Below are 18,652 nucleotides of genomic sequence, written 5' to 3' on the forward strand. Positions count from 1 at the left end.
CAGTATGAAGATCAGCGTCGGACAGCTCAACCCCAGCGGGGACGTGACGGAGAACCTCCAGACGGTGCGCTCACTCGCGGAAGAAGCCAAGGCAGACGGCGCCGAGCTGGTCGTGTTTCCCGAGGAATCGATGTTCACCGTGCGCCACGTCGAGGGCGACCTGGCCGCGGCCGTCGACGCCAACTGGAGCAAGTTCGTGCAGCAGCTGTCCTTCATCGCCGCTGAAGTCGGCATCGCGATCATCGCCGGCGGCTACGAATCCAGCGGCGAGGAACGGCCGTACAACACGCTGGTGATCGTCGATGCCACGGGCCGGATCGTCGACACCTACCGCAAGCTCCACCTCTACGACGCGTTCTCCTACCAGGAGTCCAAGCGGATCAAGCCTGGTGACGGCGGCCTGAAGATCGTGCAGCTGGGCGACCTGAACATCGGGGTGCTCACCTGCTACGACCTGCGCTTCCCCGAGCTCGCCCGCGCGCTGGCGTCGGAGGGCGCCGACTTGCTGTGCGTGCCCGCCGCTTGGTTCAAGGGAGACCACAAGATCGAACACTGGGAAACGCTGCTGCGCGCCCGTGCCATCGAGAACACCTGCTGGGTGGCCGCGGCCGGGACGTCGAGCACCAACACAGTGGGGCATTCGGCCATCCTGGACCCGATGGGCATTCCGAAGGGCTTCCTGGACGACGAACTCCGCGGCGTGGTCACCGTTGACGTGACCAGGCGCCGGATCGACGAGGTGCGCGAGTTCCTGCCGGTGCTGAAAAACCGGCGGCTCGCCAGCACCGTGGAGATCGTCGCGGCGCACTGATGGTGCAGCGGGCGGCGGCGGCCCAAAAACTATCTTAAAAAAGTTTCGCCGAACCCGTAACTTTTTCGTACCCGCCCGCGATTACGTAGATGAGGAAGCCGCGCCACAGCTTATCCCCCCAACAAGCTGTGGCGCGGCTTCTGTCATCCCGCCGGACGGGGTGTGTGGGCGACAGTGAAGCTCCGGGCTCTTGGGCCCCGAAAAGAGTCCAGGCCCCGGATTTCTCCGAGGCCTGGACTCTTTACTGGTTGAGGCGGTTATCTACCGTCCGGTCCGGAAGGACCAGTTGGTGGCCGACAGCCGGTTGCCCGAGGCATCCTTGATGCTGCTGCTCAGCTGAACTTTGTAGCTGGCATTGGCCTTCAGGGTGCTCGACGGGTTCAGGGTTGCCGTCTTGGTGCGCGAGTTGTAGCTGACCTTGGCCGAAACGGTCTTGCCCTTGCTGTCGACCAGCTTGAAGCTGGACCCGCTGACTCCGGAGACAGCCTCGCTGAACTTCACGTAGACGTTGCCGCTCCGGCTGACCGACTTGGCTCCGGCTGCTGGTGTCCGTTTGGACACGGTGGGCCGGCTTTCCGTCGTGAAGTTCCAGCTGGAGGCCGCCAGGCGGTTGCCGTTGACGTCCGTGATGCCGTTGCTGAGGCTGACCGTGAAGCGGGTGCTGCTCGGCAGAATCGCCTTGGGATCCACGGTCGCCGTGCGCTTTACAGCGTCGTACTTGACGGTGGCCGGTACCAGCTTGCCCGCCGAGGTCTTCAGCGTCACGGTGCTGGCGCTGACGCCCTTGACGGGTTCGCTGAACTTCACCGTCAGGTTCCGGTTGGTGGCCACGTTGGTGCCGTTCACCGCCGGAGTCCGTCCGGTGACGGACGGCCCGGCTTCGGTGGTGAATTTCCACGTGGTTGCCGTGATCGGGTCACCCGCCAGGTTCCTGATGCCATTGGTCAACTGCACGGTGTAGGTGCGGCCGGTCAACAGGTTGGAGTTCGGATTGAGGGTGGCCGTCCGGTTTGCAGCGTTGTAGCTCACTGCGCCAGTCACCGCCTGGCCTGCCGAGTTGGTGACCCGGAAGGTGTTGGCGTTGACTCCGGTGACCGCTTCGCTGAAGGTAGCGGTGACGTTGCCGTTGGCTGCCACGTTGGCGGCGTTCGCCCCCGGTGCCTGTCCTGCGATGCGAGGAGCGGCTGCGGTGGTGAAGTTCCAGGTGGTCGCCTGAAGGGCGTTGCCCTGCAGATCCCGGATGCCATTGGTCAACGCCACGGTGTAGGTGGTGTTGTTCAGCAGGTTGGCACTCGGGTTGAGCGTGGCCGTCCGGGTGAAAAGGTTGTAGCTTACTGCTGCAGCCACTGCTTGGCCGGCCGGGTTGGTGACCCGGAAGGTGGTCCCGTTGACTCCGGTGACCTGTTCGCTGAAGGTAGCGGTGATGTTGCTGTTTACCGCTACGTTGGTGGCGTTCGCCGCCGGATTCCGCCCGGTGATGACCGGTGCAGTCCCGATGGTCGTGAAATCCCACGTGGTCGCAGGAAGGGCGCCGCCCTGCAGATTCCGGATGCCATTGGTCAACGTCACGGTGTAGGTGGTGTTGTTCAGCAGGTTGGCACTCGGGTTGAGCGTGGCTGTCCTGGTGAACAGGTTGTAACTTACTGTCGCAGCCACTGCTTGGCCGGCAGGGTTGGTGACCCGAAAGGTGGTCCCGTTGACTCCGGTGACCTGTTCGCTGAAGGTAGCGGTGATGTTGCTGTTGACCGCCACGTCGGTGGCGTTCGCCGCCGGGGTGCGCCCAGTTACCGACGGAACCGGTCCGACAGTAGTGAACCTCCAGCTGGTATCAGCGAGGGTGTTGCGTCCCGCGTCCCGGATTCCGCTGGTGAGCCGAACCGTGTAGACCCTGTTAAGCGCTAGGTTCGCCTGCGGGTCCAGCGTCGCCGTTCGGGTGGCCGGATCGTAGGTCACGGTGGCGGCGATGGGTGCGGTTGCTCCCGCGGCCGTCAACGTTGCCGTTGTCCCGTTAACCCCGGTGACGGCCTCGCTGAACGTTGCCATGATGTTGGTGTCCACCGGCACATTAGTAGCTTCGGGAGCCGGCGCGCGTTCCGTCACCGTGGGGGCTACCTTGTCCGTCAGATCAATCGTCTGGTCCGTGAACCGGAGGCGCTCGACGTTGGTGATGGTGTCGGTGCCGTCGTCCCCGGTGCCCCGGACGTGCGCCACAGTTGTGACTCCGTCGACGGTGGTGATGTCGTATTCCTCGAATTCGCCGGAGAAGTTGGCGGTGTCGATGTCCGTGGAAGCCGCACTGTTGAGGATTTCCCGCACGATGACGACGTTGCCCGGGTCGATCCGGCCGGCCATGATGTCGGCCTGGATGCTCTTCAGGCTGGTGACGGACCGCAGTTCAGCGCCCTGGGCGTCGCGCACGCTCAGTCGCACGTTCAGCCACTTGTCGCCATCGATGATGTCATCCGCGCCGTTGCCCCAGATCTGGTCGCTCCCGGAGCCGCCGATGATGATGTTGCCGGCGCCGAACTCGGTGGCACCGGCGGGCAGCAGGTCGGCCAGTCCGGCGATCCGCTTGATTCCCTCGGCGTCGAGGGTGTTGCTGAGGCCGGGCACGGCCACCTCGTTGTCGGGGTCCGCCGGAATCACGTCATCGCCGCGCAGGACGTCGTCCTTGTCCCAGCCGGAAAGGGCCTCGACCAGCAGGAACCGGTCCTTGAGGGCGTTCGGGCCCTCCACAACGACCATGCGCATATCGGAATCGGCCGCCTCGACCGACCGGGCGTGGGTCACCCAGTCGAAGCCGTAAACGCCGTGATTGCGCTCGATGCCCGGGCCAGCGACCATGATGTCGTCCCCGCCCTCGGCATCGTAGTCGTCCTCGCCGCTGTCGCCGATGAGGACGTCGTGGCCGGGGTTGTTGATGTCGTCGAAGAACGGTGCGCCGCTGTCGCCCTGGAGCAGGTCGTTTGCGTTGCCGCCTTCCGCCCAGTCATCACCGCCGCCGCCAAACACGGTGTCCGGGCCGTCGCCGGCGATGATGAGGTCATTGCCCTCACCGGCGAAGGTTTCGTTACCGTTGAGCCCGCCGTTGGAGAAGTCGTCTCCCTCGCCGGACATGATGATGTCCAGTCCGGGACCGGCGTCGATCGCGTCGTTGCCCGGTCCGCCCTTGAGCACGTCGTCCCCGTGGGAGTCGGTGATCCGGTCGTTGCCGGCGCCGCCCAGGATGGTGTCCGCGCCGTCGTTGCCTTCGATGATGTCATCACCGCCGTTGCCCCAGACGGTGTCATTGTCGACGCCGCCCCAGATCCGGTCGGTCCCGTCGGCGCCGTCGGTGTCGTCCTTGCCGTTGTAGGTCGCCTGGGCGTTCAGGCCCGGGCGGTCCACGGTGTTGGAGACGCGGTAGCGGATGGTGCCGTCGGCCATGCGGAGCAGCAGCGCTGACTCGTCACAGGCGGAGGCGGGGTCATCGGCCACGTTGTTGCCCGAGGTGTGGACGATATTGCCCATCTCGAACTCGCAGTCTGCGACGCCGAAGACATCCGCCTTGAGGGCGGCGGCGTCGGTATTGCGCATCACCAGCTCTGCCATGGAGTTGCCTTCGAGCTGGGTCCGCAGGTTCAGGCCCGAGGTGCGGGACAGGTAGTACAACCGGTCCCCGTCCTGCAGCTCCGTCATTTGGCGTTCGAAGATGTAGTTGAAGGTGGAACCAAGCAGCCCGCCGAAGAGATTTTGGGCTTCAGCCAGGCCTCCGACCCACAGATCTACCTTGTCCAGGCCGGTTTTGGAAGCGTCGCCACCGTTCGCCCACTCGCCGTTGCTGTTGACGAAGTCATAGGCGTCGGCCGGTGTTTCCGCCGCCGGGTCGGGGCTCATGTCGAAGAGCTTCTGCGCCGCGGCGCGCTTGGCATCAATGGTCGTGGCCTCGGTGATGCTGGGGTGCGTCCCGTAAGCGGCCATGAAGTTGACCACCGAATCCGGATGCTTCAGCGCCTGCCCAAAGTCCACCCAGCTGCTGTAGGGCTTCAGGGACGATTCGCTGGTTTTCGCGTACAGATCCTTGCGGAAATTGTTCAGCGACGGAACGCCCGTGTCCCGCCCCCGGGCGATGTTGAGTGCGGCCAGGTCCAGGGGCAGGCCGAGAACGCTGTTGCGCAGCGTGTCGGTGACGAACTCGTCGAGTTCGGCGCCCACCTGGTCCGTCATGCCCATCGCGATCGCGCCGGCGGCCTGTTCGGGGGTCATCGTGCTGTCCCCGTTTGCGTAGTAGGCCGGTGGATTCAGGAATGCGTCCAGCAGCGGGAGGCCGATATCTGCGCCGCCGTTGGTCTTCCGGTCCACCGTTTCCGTCAGCATGGAGTGTCCGAACCGGTACGTCGCGTGGGCGAATTCCGCCTCAATCGCCGGGTCGATTCCCGTGTCCGCCTGGGTGAAGACGTTGAACGGATTGATGCCCGGTTGGATCTTCCGCGCGAAGTCCTCGAAGACGATGTGCTGGTACTCCATCTCCGTGACGAACCGTGCGGCCTGGAAGAGACGCTCCCCGTTCCATTCGCCGTTGGGGAGCTTCCACTCGTTCAGGTCCAGGTTCAAGGACGTCAGCAGTTCTTCCATGTAGGTGACCAGTCGGTTGTGCTCCGAGTGGAAGACCTGGTGGACGGCGGTGAGTCCGATGTTCTCGTTCACGCGGCCGTCGCCGGCAACGAAGTGCGCGTTGAGCATTTCGTCGTCGTAGGTGCCGGCGGCCTGCTGGCCGCTCGTGGGGGTGATGTCGGTGTCGCCGTCGGCAGTCAGGGCCGCGCCCCGCGAGTCGAACGGTGCCGCGTTGTGCGAGATGTCGTCCAAGAACGCGATGCCAATTCGCTGGACATCGGCCGGCGGCGCCACGGGATCTTCCAGGTTTCCTTCCACGAACTGCTTGTCCTGGGTGATGTACTGCGGCAAGCCGTTAGGACCACGCAGGAAGCGCCCGTACTGGTCAGTGGCCAGCATCGGGATGTTCACGACGTCCTTATCGGAGAGCTTCATGCCGAGCAGGGATGCGGCCTGGTCCTTGATATCCGCCCAAGTCGCCATACCGCCTGGGCCGCCCTCAAGCAGTTCGCCGGTCGAGACCGGATCGCCGTTTTCGTTCAGCTCGTACTCGCGGAGGAAGACGTGGTGGGACGGGTTCGAGGAGTACGTCTGGCTCTGGTCCACCCACGGGGAATCCGTGTTTGTGGCGTCCTGGATATCGTCCGGCGTGCCGAGCACGCCGTCAGGCCCGGGCTGGTTCTCCGCCCGGTTGAGCATCATGAAGTTGGTCGGTGAGCCCTCCACGTACAACGGATCGCCCGGTAGCAGCGGCATCATGACGACGTTGCTGGTCTTCTTGGTGAAGTCGATGCCGTGGTCGAAGAACTGGCCGAACAGGGCAAAAAAGCCGTTGTATGGCGGCGAGAGCCCAAAGTCGGTGGTGACATTCGGGATGTCGAGTGTCTCGCCTTCGGGCACGCAGTTCTCGGGCAGGTTCTCGGCATCGCAGGGAACCGCCGTCGGGCCGTCGTTCACCGACCGATGCGCCTTGCCGGCCGCGGCGATCGCGGCCGGATTGCTGGAGGTCTGGTCCACGATGACGTTGCTGACGAAACGAGGGTCTGCGTCCCGGATCATCGGAACGTTGACCGACTTGTACGACTGCCCACCGGCGGTGGTCCGCCATTCCGGATCTGCCAGGCGCGGGAACGGCAGGCTGGCGGCGCCGAAATGCCCTTGGTTGGGCACCAGGTTGTTGTCGGACCCGTCAACGGTGCGCAGCCCGTAGGGCAGCAGCGGATTGGCTATCTGGTTGGGGCCGGGGCCGAGGAGCGGCTGGCCCGGCACGGGCTTGCCATCGGCGTCTTCCTTGGTGGCGTGGTTCTCCGCGATCTTGATCTGCTTCAGGATGAACCGCATGTCCCCGGCATTCAGGGTCAGGCCCTGGCCCACCGGCGCCGCCAACGCCGCGGGGGCGAGGGCGGAGGGCAGCACGCCCGCGCCCAGCACCAGCGCGGCGAGCCCGGCCGTGACTTTTTGGGGGAAGGATGGCTTCCCCTTGTGGGCACGTTCGGTGCCCCTCCTTGGTTGTGGATCGGTTGGTGCAGTAAACACGGTGACTCCCCCTAGTCGTGTGATGTGTGGCTGGCCACAGCATCCGACGAGGACCTTGGGGAAATCCTTGAAGGCTTTCTCTAGCCACTTGCGGGCAGGAAAAAACCCGCCCCATGCCCCGGCCCTCCATGTGGGAGGCCGGGGACAAGGGGCGGGCTTTTCGCTGCGGGCGGCGGGCCTCGCCCAGGGCCGCCTAGGCGGTCAGCTGCCGCTTGGAGGAGATCACGCCGGTGTCGAAGCCGGCCAGGTGCAGGCCGCCGTGGAAGCGGGCGTGCTCGATCTTCACGCAGCGGTCCATCACCACGTTCAAGCCGGCTGCCTCGGCCTGGGCCGCGACCTCCTCGTGCCAGGAACCCAGCTGCAGCCAGAGGGTCTTGGCGCCGACGGCCAGGGTTTCCTCTAGGACGGTGGGCAAGTCGTCGTGCCTGCGGAAGACGTCCACCAGGTCCGGCACTTCGGGCAGGTCCGCCAGCGACTTGTACACCGGCTGGCCCAGGATTTCCTTCGCCACCGGGTTCACGAAGTACACCTTGTACGGCGAGCTGGACAGCAGGTAGGTGGCCACGAAGTAGCTGGCCCGGCTCGGCTTGTCCGAGGCGCCGACGATGGCGATCGACTTGGTGTTGCGGAGGATGTTCAGCCGCTCCGCGGCGGACGGTCCCACCCAGGTACGTTCTGCGGTCGCGGTCACTTGGCGGCTCCTGTCTCGACGGGTTCGCCGGTGCCCGGGCGGGCCGACGGGACGGCGCACGCGGCGCCGTCGTACTCCGGGGCGGCGAACGCGGAGGCGTCAAAGCCCTCGGCGTCCGCCTCCGGTGCCTGCTGCGAGGCCGCCAGTGCCTGGTCCAGGTCCCAGAGAATGTCGTCCACGTCTTCCAGGCCCACGGAGATGCGGATCAGGTCCTCGGGCACGCCTGCAGCCACCAGCTGGTCGGCGGTGAGCTGCTGGTGGGTGGTCGATCCCGGGTGCAGCACCAGGGTGCGGGCGTCGCCGATGTTGGCCAGGTGGCTGGCCAGCTGTAGCGATTCGATGAACTTCTGGCCCGCGGTGCGGCCGCCCTTGACGCCGAAGCTGAACACGGAGCCCACGCCCTTGGGCAGGTACTTCCGGCCGCGCTCGTAATGCGGGTGCGCGGGCAGGCCGGCGTAGCTGACCCAGGAGACGCGCTCGTCGGCTTCCAGCCACTCGGCCACGGTGCGGGCGTTGGCCAGGTGCTCGTCCATCCGCTGCGCCAGCGTTTCCACGCCCTGCAGCAGCTGGAACGCGGACTGCGCGGACAGCGACGGGCCGATGTCGCGCAGCTGCTCGGACCGGAGCTTGGTGAGGAAGCCGTACTCGCCGAAGTTGCCCCACCAGGACACGTTGCCGTAGCTGGGCACCGGTTCGGTCATCTGCGGGAACTTGCCGTTGCCCCAGTTGAAACGCCCGGATTCGACGACGACGCCGCCCAGGGTGGTGCCGTGGCCGCCCAGGAACTTGGTGGCGGAATGGATCACGATGTCCGCGCCGTGCTCGATCGGGCGGATCAGGTAGGGCGTGCTCAAGGTGGCGTCGACGACCAGGGGGATCCCGGCGTCGTGCGCCACCGCGGCCAGGCCGGCGAGGTCCGCGATGTCGCCGGACGGGTTGGCCACGATCTCCGTGTAGACGGCCTTGGTGTTCTCGCCGATGGCCGCGGCGAAGTCGGCCGGGTCGTTGGAGTCGACGAACGTGGTCTCCACGCCGAACCGGCGCAGCGTCACGTCCAGCTGGGTGATGGTGCCGCCGTAGAGCTTGGACGAGGCCACGATGTGGTCGCCCGCCCCGGCCAGGGCCGCGAAGGTGATGAACTCGGAGGCCATGCCCGACGACGTGGCCACCGCGCCGATGCCGCCCTCGAGCGAGGCGATGCGCTCTTCGAACGCGGCGACCGTGGGGTTGCCGATGCGGGAGTAGATGTTGCCGTACTTCTGCAGCGCGAAGAGGTTCGCGGCGTCGTCGGTGTCCTTGAACACGAACGAGGTGCTTTGGTAGATCGGTACGGCCCGGGCACCGTGCTCGGCGTCGGGCGTGCCGCCGGCGTGCAGGGCACGGGTGCGGAAACCGAATGTGCGTTCAGCCATCAGGCGGTTGCTCCTTCAAAACTTGGGTTCCCGGGCAATGACGGTCCTGGCGGCACCGGGCAGGCACCGTCCGGATCAAAGATTGCTTGCGCTCTCTCCATCGCTTCTGGCGGTAGCACCTTTCCGGTTGGCCGGATGGTTGCTGCGGTGTCAAAGAGCCAGATCTCTCAACCGCTCGGGATGGTCCCGTCCATTCTCGCAACCAACCGCCGCGGCAGCAAAGAATGTTGAGCCGCGTTGCGTCCGGGCTGTGGGCGCCGGGGGCTTGCGGTGGGCGCCTTGCGGTTCCCGGCCTGCGAATGCCCGGCACGACGGCGGTGCTCGCCTCTCGCGGTCCACGATCTTCGCCGTCCCGGCGCAGGACGGACGTTCCCGGGTCCGGACAGTTCACCGTAGATTGGGTCTATGGCTGAACTTTCGGCGCTGCAGCGCCTCGCGGGGAAACATGGCGTTGGCATTACCTTTTACGGATGGGATGGGGGCGAGAAAACAGTCAGCGAGGCAACGCTGGTTTCCGTCCTCACCGCGCTGGGCGTCCCCTGCGCCACCGACGACGATGTCACGGCTTCCCTCCGGGCCGCTGAGCTGGCACCGGTGCAGCGCACGCTGCCGCCCGCCGTCGTCGTCCGGCAAGGCACTGCCACCGAAGTTCCCGTCAATGCGCGGCCCGGCGTCCGTCCGCGGGTCCGGATCCTGCTGGAGGACGGCTCCCGGCGCGACGTCGAGGTGCTGGCCGGCGGGCGGGAGGAGTCGGAAGATGCTCCGCCTGTCCGTTTCACGGCGGTGGTGCCGGCGGACATCCCGCTGGGCTGGCACACGCTGGAGGTAGCGGGAATGCCGGGGGCGATGGAGCCCGGAACCGGCGCGGCCGCGGAACCGTCCGACAGCCAGGCACGGTGCGCGCTCGTGGTCACCCCGCGGCGCCTGACCACCGCCGACCGCCTTCCCCGGACGTGGGGCTTGATGGCACAGCTGTACTCCGTGCGCTCGCGGTCCTCGTGGGGCATCGGCGACCTCCATGACCTCGCCAGCCTCGCCGAGACGGCTGCCGCCAAGGGCGCGGGGTTCGTCCTGATCAACCCGCTGCACGCGGCCCAGCCGAAACCGCCTGTGGAGCCCTCGCCCTACCTGCCCTCCACGCGCCGGTTCGTCAATCCGCTGTACCTGCGGGTCGAGGACGTGCCCGAAGCCAGCGGCGTCCCGCTGGCCAACAACTTCCACGAGGCGAACCTGGACGCCGGCATCCTGGACCGCGACCCGGTATTTGCGGCCAAGCTGCAGGCTCTGGAAGCGGTGTACGCGGTGCCCCGTTCCGCAGAACGGCAGCAGCGGTTCGAGGCCTTCCGCGCGCAGGAAGGCGAGGGGCTGGAGCGCTTTGCCCTGTGGTGCGCCATGGCCGAGACTGTTCCGGCCGGGGCTCCCGAGTGGTCGGATGCCGCGTTCGTCGAAGCGCAGCGCAGCGAGCTGAAGGACCGCATCGAGTTCCATCAATGGCTGCAGTGGCTGTGCGACGAGCAGCTCGAGGCGGCGCAGGGCAGCGCCCTCGACGCGGGAATGAACATCGGGATAGTGCACGATCTCGCCGTCGGCGTCCATCCCGCCGGCGCCGATGCCTGGGCGCTGCAGGATGTGCTCACCCCCGGCATCTCCGTGGGCGCGCCGCCGGACATGTTCAACCAGCAGGGCCAGGACTGGTCACAGCCCCCGTGGCATCCGCAACGCCTGGCCGAATCCGGCTATGTTGCCTACCGGGACATGCTGCGAACCGTCCTGCGGCACGCCGGCGGCATCCGGGTGGACCATATCCTCGGGCTGTTCCGGCTGTGGTGGATCCCCGCCGGCAGGCCTCCCGGCGAAGGCGCCTACGTGTACTACGATCACGAGGCCTTGATCGGCATCCTCGCCCTGGAAGCGGAACGGGCCGGCGTCGTCGTCATTGGTGAGGACCTCGGGGTGTTCGAGCCGGGCGTGCAGGATTACCTGGCCGAGCGCGGCATCCTGGGCACGTCCATCCTGTGGTTTGAGTACGAGGACGGCAGCCCCCGCGCACCCGAGCGCTACCGCCGCTCCTGCCTGACCAGCGTCACCACCCACGACCTGCCGCCCACCGCCGGCTACCTGGCGGGCAAGCACGTGGAGTTGCGCGAATCGCTGGGCCTGCTGAACCGGCCGGTGGAGGAGGAACGGGCTTTGGACCAGGCAGCCCAAGAGGCAGTGCTCTCCACGGTGCGCTCGCGCGTTCCGGCCGCCCCACAGCACGACGACGGCGCCGGCCCCACCGCCGAACAGCGCACGGTCGAGGCGCTGCACGCGTTCATCACGCAAACCCCGTCAGTGCTGCTGGGCGTTGCACTCACGGACGCGGTGGGGGAGCTTCGGACCCAGAACCAGCCGGGCACCGCGGACGAATACCCGAACTGGCGGATCCCGCTGGCCGGGCCCGACGGGGCGTCGGTCCTGATCGAGGACCTGGCCGCCAGCGAGCGGTTCGACTCGCTGGTGCGCGCCCTGCGTCAGGACTAGGCAGGTTCAAGCCGAGCCGGGAAGCCTTTGGTGCGCGCCGGGTTACCCTGGACGGAAGCGCGCCGTCGCCCGCGACGAATGGCGCCGCCCCGCCAAGGAACGGGACGCTGCTGAACGTGACCAGTTGTCCACGTTCAGCAGGAACTGTCCATGTCTTGGAGCGGGGTCTGGCGCTGACTAGGCCAAACGTAAAAGCTTCCCGCAAAACGTGGACAGTCCCGGGGCGGTGGCCGGGTCTCTACAGCCGGGCCAGCAGCGCTTCGCCGGTTTCGGCCCGCCGATAGAACACTTCGCGGCCCGATCGCATGGTGGCCGCCAAACCGCTCTCGGACATGACCTTGAGATGCTCGTTGACCGTCCCGGCGGCGAGGTCCAGGCAGCGGGCGAGCTGCGTCGTCGTCATCGGGACATCGAGTTGGGCGAGGATCTGCGCCCGGGTCTTGCCGAGCAGCCGGGCGACCGGGCTGTGCGTCGCTTCGCGGCTGGCTTCCCAAAGCCGGCCGACGCCGCGTGGCGCGTAGGTCAGCGTGGGCACGAAAGGCCGGACGTTGAGCACCAGGGTGTTGGGCCAGACGAACGCGTTGGGCACCAGCAGCAGCCCGCCGCCGGGTTCGGGCACGTCGTCGGCCTCGCAACCACGCATGATCTCCAAGCCGGTGGGCGTGGGACGGACGCTGGGATGCAGGCTCTTGAACACTTCCAGGATGCCGTCGCGTGCCAGCTGGGCCAAGCGGCTGTCGATGTCAGCCAGCAGCAGGGACCGCAGGCGCGGCCATACCGGCTCGACGGCGGTGCCCCAGTACCACTCGAGGGCTGCGGTGATGCGCGGGATGCCCGCGTCGATATCCTCCGCGAGACGCTGCAGTTCCCCGCGCGCGTAGTCGGCCGGGTTCTGGGCCAGCAGGTGGGCGACGTCGCGCTGCCACAGCTCCGGCGCAACCTCGGCGACGGCCGCGAGTCCTTCGGCGAAGGTGGTCTGGTGCTTGGGGGTGGGCGTGATGGAGTCGGCCAGGAAGCCCTTCGGTGGAACCAGCGCAGTCAGCAGGCGCAGGTGCGCGCTGGCTTGTGGATCGGCCGACTCGGCGATGCGCCGCTTTGTGGCCTCGATCCATGGGCGGTGGATGGGGGTGCCCACCTGCAGGGCGCGCAAACTGGCGACGGTTTCGCCCAGCGGCGCCGCCTCGAACCGGACCTTGGTGAGGTCCTCGCTGCTGAGCGTAATGTGCATGGAAACAGCGTAAGGTTGCCGGTCGCGCCGGTCGAGGATTCGGGCTGCACCGAATCCGGGAGGGCGGCCGGGGTGGGTGGCGTCGTTGCTTCGGCCTTCCGGCTTCCTGTGGCCTTCCGCTCGCGTGGGCCTGCCGCTTCCTCGATCCCTCGGCCCCATGGACCCGCCGCTTCCCGGTTTTCTACCCACAAGGGGCTCCCGGGATTATTCCCGGATTCGGGTTGTGCCGAATCGTGGCCGGCGACGGCCGATCGGCGGAATCTGAAGCCATGACTACTTCAACCCAAACCCCGCACCACATCCTCGACGCCGATGGCCGGTCATACCGCTCCAGCCAGTCCTCTGCTGCCGCCTTGCCCTATCCCACGACTGCAACAGGTGGCCCGGCCACTGCCACCTCTCGCCCGAGCAATGCAGGCGATCCCTTGAGCCTGCCGCAGCCGGTGCACGCGGCTACACGGACTGGCGTCTTGAGCGCTAACGGAAATTTCGGAGCCGCCACTTTCCATGGCCTGGCCGCGGCCGCCCGCTGGCTCCGTTCAGCCTGGCAAGCCGGGGCAGCGAAGGAAGCGTTGATGGAGGAGCACCGGGACAAGGTCCGTACGCAGATCTACCAATTCGGCGGCCGCTACTGACGCACACGTCCTGGTGCGCCCCATCCTGTTAGGGCACGCCCACCTCACTTAATCCCAAGGCCTGCCAGGCCACTCAGCACGTTGTCCACAGGGAGAGTGCGGCGATCTAGCTGTCCGCCGCCGCAGCCTACATGCTCGTGGATATGGACGAGGCGATAGCTGGTTACGTTGAACGACGCGGTGGAACACTCCCAGCCAGTGAACTGGCCCGCTGCGGTTTCAGCCGAGACCAGATTCAGGCAGCCTTGAAGAACGGCGCGATCACTGTGCTTCGCCAAGGAATCGTCGGTACGGAGAAGGCTGATGCGAACGTACGCGTAGCCGTGCTGGCCAACGGATTGATTACCTGCATTTCAGCGGCTCGGGAACTAGGGCTTTGGACGATCAAAGACCCGGATCAACTGCACCTGTGGACGCTCCATAGCCGGCAGCCGCCGTCCACTGTCAAGCACCGAAGCGAATTGCTGGGGAGGCAGCGGCCTGGGAGCTACGTGAGCATCCTGGACTGCGTCCTGCACGCCATCCGATGCCGGCCTCGGCTGGAGGCGTTGGTCGTAGCGGAATCGGCCGTGCGCAGGGGTGTCGTCACCAAAGCCGAACTGGTGGAGCTGCTTCCTGGCAAACGCAACGGCATGCGTCGAGCAGTCGTTTTGAGCATCGGTTACGACGCCGATTCGCCGCTTGAGGTTATCGCTCGCGACCTGTTCCGCGCGGTCGGGCTTCGGGTGGAAACCCAGGTACCGATTCAGGGGCTTGGACGAGTGGACATGGTGGTGGAAGGCCGGATCATCATCGAGCTCGATGGGTTCGACTTCCACTGGGACCGGGTGACTTTCAGGAAGGACCGCAAAAGGAACAATGCCGGCATGCTCAGCGGGTTTCCAACACTGCGGTACGTGTACGAGGATCTCGTCTTCACGCCCCAGAACGTTGTCGCCGAAGTCATGACGATGCTGCGGCGTGTTGCCTGAGTGCCAGAGGTTCCCCCTGAGCCATGCAGGCGGCAGGTCGGCTGTCCAAGTTCTGCAGCAACTGTCCAACTCTTGGAGCGGCCTCTTGCGCTGACTAGGGAAAACGTCGAGCGGTCCGCCAAGACATGGACAGCCCTGACCTGGGAAGGCGGAAAACTTTACCGTGCCCCGCAGATGGCCTGGATTTCCGCGATGCACGGCTCGTTCTGCAGGCTGGTCGTGTCGCCCAGCTCCGTCCCCTCGAACAACTGGGTCAGCAGCCGGCGCATGATCTTGCCGCTGCGGGTCTTTGGCACGTCGGGCACAAAAACCACGTCGCGGGGCTTGGCGATCGGCCCGATCTGCGTGGCCACGTGGTTGCGCAGCGCGGCGACCGCGGCGGTTTGCTCGGCCGTCGCCGTGCCAGCCGCCGCGGCCCCCGCAACCGCCGTCCCGATCAGCGACTTGTCGCGCGGCACCACGAAAGCCGTGGCCGCGTGCCCCGTCTTGGCGTCGTAGGTGGGGCAGACGCCGGCCTCCACCACCGCCGGGTGTGAGACCAGCGCGGACTCGATCTCGATCGTGGACAGCCGGTGCCCCGAGATGTTGATGACGTCGTCCGTCCGGCCCAGGATCCAGGTGTCGCCGTCGGCGTCGAAGCGGGCGCCGTCGCCGGCCAGGAACCAGCCCTGCGCCGCGTACTTTTCCCAGTAGGACGTGAAGTAGCGCTCCGGGTTGCCCCACACGGTCCGCGCCATCGCCGGCCCGGTGCTGGTGACCACAATGTTGCCCTGCTCGCCGGCACCCACCCGGGCGCCGCCGTCGTCCACGATGTCCGTGGCCAGCCCCGGCAAGGCGCGGGTGGCGCAGCCGGGCTTGAAGGACGCATCGGTCTGGCGCGGCGAGAGCACGGTGGCCCCGGTCTCGGACTGCCACCAGGTATCCACCATCGGCACGCCCGACGACGGGTCCCCGGCGACCAGCGAATCCCGCCCCACCTGGCTGCGCAGCCAGCGCCAGGCCTCCGGGTTCACGGCCTCGCCCACCGTGCCGCACAGGCGAATGGAGCTCAGGTCGTACTCGGCCGGAATGCCGTCGGGGAACCAGCCCATCAGCGACCGGACCAGCGTGGGCGCCGTGTAGTAACTGGTCACGCCGTAGCGCTCGATGACCTCGAAGTGCCGGCCGGGGTGCGGGGCGTTCGGCACGCCCTCGTAGATCACCTGCGTGACGCCGTTGCTCAGCGGCCCGTAGATCTCGTAGGTGTGCGCGGTGACCCAGGCCAGGTCTGCGGTGCACCAGTGCACGTCGTCCGCGCGCGCGTCCGGGTCCGGGTTGCTGAACAGGTACGTGTGGCTGAACGAGGCCTGCGTCAGGTAGCCGCCGGTCGTGTGGACCAGGCCTTTGGGCTGGCCGGTGGTGCCCGAGGTGTACATAATGAACAGCGGCGTCTCGGCGTCGAACGCCTCGGCCTCGTGGACGCGCGGCTGGGTGTCGACGACGTCGTGCCACCACACGTCGCGGCCTTCCACCCAGTTGATGTCCGTGTGGCCGGTGCGGTTGATCACCAGCACGTGTTCGATCGCGTTCTCGCCGGCGACGGCCGCGTCCGCGTTGGCCTTGACCGGGACGGCGGTGCCGCGGCGGTACTGGCCGTCGGTGGTGACCAGGAGTTTGGCGCGGGTGTCCTCCACCCGGAACTTCAGGGCCTCCGCGGAGAAGCCGCCGAAGACCAGCGAATGCACCGCCCCGATCCGCGCGCAGGCCAGCGTGATGACGACGGTTTCCACCAGCACCGGCAGGTAGATGACCACTCGGTCGCCCTTGCCGACGCCCAGCGCCAGCAGCGCGTTGGCGGCCTGCGAGACCAGTTCCTGGAGCTCGCGGTAGGTCACCGTCCGGCGGTCGCCTGGCTCGCCCTCGAAGTGCAGCGCCACCTTGTCGCCGAGCCCGGCTTCGACGTGCCGGTCGGCGCAGTTGACCGCGGCGTTGAGCGTGCCGCCGTCGAACCAGCGCAGCTCCGGCCCCCGCCGGGCCGCGGTGTCCACCGGGGTGGCGGAGTGCGCGGTGTGCCACGGCTCGGCCCACTGGAGCCGGGCCGCCGCGCGCTCCCAGAACGCTATCCGCTCGGCCTCGGTCTGCGGCTCCGGCCATTCGGTCACCCGGTCGCGGTACGGCGCCGAACTTTCGTGACCGACGACGGCGGTGCTCCCGGCGGCGCGGCGGCCGCCGGCGGTTTCGGCTACTTCTATGCCCATCTCTTGACTGCCCATTTCTCCGCGACTCCCAGGAGCGCGTCGGTGATCTTGCCGATGATGGCCAACAGGACGATGGCCAGCAGCAGCCGGTCGGTGCGGCCGTTGTTCTGCGAATCCGTGAGCAGGAAGCCCAGGCCCATGGAGGAGGCGATCAGTTCCGCCGCCACCAGGAACAGCCACGCCTGGGCCAGGGCCAGCCGGAGGCCGGAGAACACGGCGGGCACTACGGCCGGCAGCTGCACGGTGGTCAGCAGCTTTACGCCCTTGAGCCCGAACGCGCGGCCGGCCTCCACCAGGTTCTTGTCCACATGGCGCAGCGCCAGCGAGACGGTGGTGAACACGGGGAAGAACGCGCCGATCAGGATCAGCGTGACCTTGGAGTCCTCGCCGATCTTCATCCACAGGATCAGCAGCGGCACCCACGCCAGCGACGGCACCGCGCGCAGCGCCCCGATGGTGGGGGAGAGCAGCACATCGGCCACCTTGGACAGCCCGATCAGCGCGCCGAAGACCAGGCCGAGGGCGGCGCCGAAGGCAAAGCCGAGCAGCACACGCTGGGTGGAGATGGCCACGTGCTGGGCCAGTTCGCCGCGCTGGATCAGGTCGACCGCGGCCTCGATGACGGCCACCGGTGCCGGCAGTTGGACCGAGCTGAACAGTCCGGCGGAGGTGCTCCACTGCCAGGCGGCGAGCAGGACGGCGGGCAGCAGCAGGCCCAGGAGCAGGCGGGCCCAGCCGTTGCCGAGCACCCCGGTCCGGGACGATCCGCCGGCGGGCGACCGCTCGGGCGAGGGGCCGTCCTGGTCCGGCCGGGGCACGCCCGCGGTCTTGAGGACACCGGTGGCCGAGAGGCCTTCCTGGCTAGTGGCGTAAGCGCTGGCGCCGGATGCGCCGGGGTTGCCGAGGTGCGTCATCAGGATTCCTTGATGGCCGACGGATCGGCCTTCTTCACCAGCGAGTCATCGAGCAGGGTTGCGAGGGCCTCGTCGATGTCGGCCTGGCTCTTCACGTCGCCGGTCTCGACGAACGCCGGGCCGACCTTCGCCAGCACGGCGCGCTGCTTCTCGCCCGGGGCGGCCTCCACGTCCAGGTTGCTGCGCTCGGCGATCACCTTGGTGGCAACCTCGAGGTCCAGTCCGGCTACATCGGCCAGGATCTGAGCGGTTTCCTCCGGGTTCTCGGCGGCCCACGCGCGGGCCTTTTCGTAGGCGTTCACCACGGTCTGGGCGAGCTCCGGCTCCTCCTCCAGGAAGGACTCGGTGGCGTTCAGGAAGCCGTAGGTGTTGAAGTCCAGGTTCCGGTAGAACAGCTCGGCCCCGTCCTGCTCGGCGCCGGCCATGATCGGATCCAGGCCGGACCAAGCGTCGACCGAGCCCTGCTTCAGCGCGGTCAAGCCGTCGGCGTGCTGCAGGTTCTCCACGGTGACGTCGTCAGCGGAGAGGCCGGCCTCCTCCAGAGACTGGAGCAGGAAGAAGTAGGGGTCGGTGCCCTTGGTGGCCGCCACAGACTTGCCCTTGAGGTCCTCGACCGACTCGATGCCGGAGTCGGGCAACGCCACGAGGGCCGCCCATTCCGGCTGCGAGTACAGGCTGATGGTCTTGATCGGCGAGCCGTTGGCACGGGCCAGCAGCGCTGCGGAACCGGCGGTGGAGCCGACGTCGACCGCTCCGGAGCGCAGCGCCTCGTTGGCCTTGTTAGAACCGGCCGACTGCACCCAGTTCACCTCTACGCCGTCGTCGGCCAAGGTGGCCTCCAGCCAGCCCTTTTCCTTGATGACCAGGCTCAGCGGGTTGTAGGTGGCGAAGTCGATGTTGAGCACGCCATCTCCGGCGCCCTGGGCGGCGGTGGCTTCGGAATCCTCACCGGCAACGCAGCCGGTCAGGGCCAGCGAGGCGGTGGCCACGACGGCGGCAGCGCCGAGGAGCGGGCGGCGGGAGAAACGGCTGGCAAGAGACATGGTGGTTCCTTTGGACGGTGTGCGGAACAGGAGAAATTCCGCGGCGGATGATTTTTGG

The 18,652-nt window shown here is 67.2% G+C and carries 11 protein-coding genes and 1 riboswitch; of the genes, 4 read left to right on the forward strand and 7 right to left on the reverse strand.

What is annotated here, in order from left to right; all coding sequences use genetic code 11:
• Positions 1 to 4: 4 nt before the first annotated feature.
• A complete protein-coding gene (locus AC5RVZ_RS31165) occupies positions 5 to 811 on the forward strand; it encodes a carbon-nitrogen hydrolase family protein (protein ID WP_494069470.1) in 807 nt (268 codons plus the stop codon).
• Between the two features lie 261 nt (positions 812 to 1,072).
• On the opposite strand, the gene AC5RVZ_RS31170 is transcribed toward AC5RVZ_RS31165, so the two are convergent.
• From AC5RVZ_RS31170 to AC5RVZ_RS31180, 3 genes are all read right to left on the reverse strand, one after another.
• On the reverse strand, positions 1,073 to 6,940 hold the full coding sequence (locus AC5RVZ_RS31170) for an Ig-like domain-containing protein (RefSeq protein WP_494069471.1): 5,868 nt from the start codon (positions 6,938 to 6,940) through the stop codon (positions 1,073 to 1,075).
• A 193-nt stretch (positions 6,941 to 7,133) separates the two neighbouring features.
• A complete protein-coding gene (locus AC5RVZ_RS31175) occupies positions 7,134 to 7,631 on the reverse strand; it encodes a CoA-binding protein (protein WP_494069472.1) in 498 nt (165 codons plus the stop codon).
• The gene (locus AC5RVZ_RS31180; protein ID WP_494069473.1) at positions 7,628 to 9,043 is read right to left on the reverse strand and encodes an O-acetylhomoserine aminocarboxypropyltransferase/cysteine synthase family protein; all 1,416 of its coding nucleotides are present in this window, start codon (positions 9,041 to 9,043) and stop codon (positions 7,628 to 7,630) included. Before AC5RVZ_RS31180 ends, AC5RVZ_RS31175 begins: the two co-directional genes overlap by 4 nt.
• 94 nt (positions 9,044 to 9,137) lie before the next feature.
• Positions 9,138 to 9,230, reverse strand: a riboswitch (SAM riboswitch).
• A gap of 218 nt (positions 9,231 to 9,448) precedes the next feature.
• Between AC5RVZ_RS31180 and malQ the strand changes: the two genes are divergently transcribed.
• A complete protein-coding gene (gene malQ, locus AC5RVZ_RS31185) occupies positions 9,449 to 11,566 on the forward strand; it encodes a 4-alpha-glucanotransferase (RefSeq protein ID WP_494069474.1) in 2,118 nt (705 codons plus the stop codon).
• A 238-nt stretch (positions 11,567 to 11,804) separates the two neighbouring features.
• Here the strand turns inward: malQ and AC5RVZ_RS31190 are convergent, their stop codons facing one another.
• Positions 11,805 to 12,794: an ArsR/SmtB family transcription factor gene (locus AC5RVZ_RS31190; protein WP_494069475.1), complete on the reverse strand. Its 990-nt coding sequence runs from the start codon at positions 12,792 to 12,794 to the stop codon at positions 11,805 to 11,807.
• A gap of 269 nt (positions 12,795 to 13,063) precedes the next feature.
• Between AC5RVZ_RS31190 and AC5RVZ_RS31195 the strand changes: the two genes are divergently transcribed.
• Both AC5RVZ_RS31195 and AC5RVZ_RS31200 read left to right on the forward strand, forming a co-directional pair.
• Entirely contained in the window at positions 13,064 to 13,429 is a 366-nt protein-coding gene (locus AC5RVZ_RS31195; RefSeq protein ID WP_494069476.1) for a hypothetical protein, read from the forward strand.
• Between the two features lie 143 nt (positions 13,430 to 13,572).
• Positions 13,573 to 14,400 carry an endonuclease domain-containing protein gene (locus AC5RVZ_RS31200; RefSeq protein ID WP_494069508.1) on the forward strand — a complete coding sequence of 276 codons (828 nt, stop codon included), beginning with the start codon at positions 13,573 to 13,575 and terminating at the stop codon, positions 14,398 to 14,400.
• A 158-nt stretch (positions 14,401 to 14,558) separates the two neighbouring features.
• On the opposite strand, the gene acs is transcribed toward AC5RVZ_RS31200, so the two are convergent.
• From acs to AC5RVZ_RS31215, 3 genes are read right to left on the reverse strand one after another with little or no spacing between them, the layout of a single operon-like run.
• Positions 14,559 to 16,637, reverse strand: a complete 2,079-nt coding sequence (acs, locus tag AC5RVZ_RS31205) for an acetate--CoA ligase (protein WP_494069477.1) — start codon at positions 16,635 to 16,637, stop codon at positions 14,559 to 14,561.
• The gene (locus AC5RVZ_RS31210; protein ID WP_494069478.1) at positions 16,628 to 17,551 is read right to left on the reverse strand and encodes an ABC transporter permease; all 924 of its coding nucleotides are present in this window, start codon (positions 17,549 to 17,551) and stop codon (positions 16,628 to 16,630) included. Before AC5RVZ_RS31210 ends, acs begins: the two co-directional genes overlap by 10 nt.
• Positions 17,551 to 18,594 carry an aliphatic sulfonate ABC transporter substrate-binding protein gene (locus AC5RVZ_RS31215; protein ID WP_494069479.1) on the reverse strand — a complete coding sequence of 348 codons (1,044 nt, stop codon included), beginning with the start codon at positions 18,592 to 18,594 and terminating at the stop codon, positions 17,551 to 17,553. The genes AC5RVZ_RS31210 and AC5RVZ_RS31215 overlap by 1 nt, the downstream gene beginning before the upstream one ends.
• Positions 18,595 to 18,652: the final 58 nt, after the last annotated feature.

This window comes from Arthrobacter sp. Cza30, from assembly GCF_059090765.1.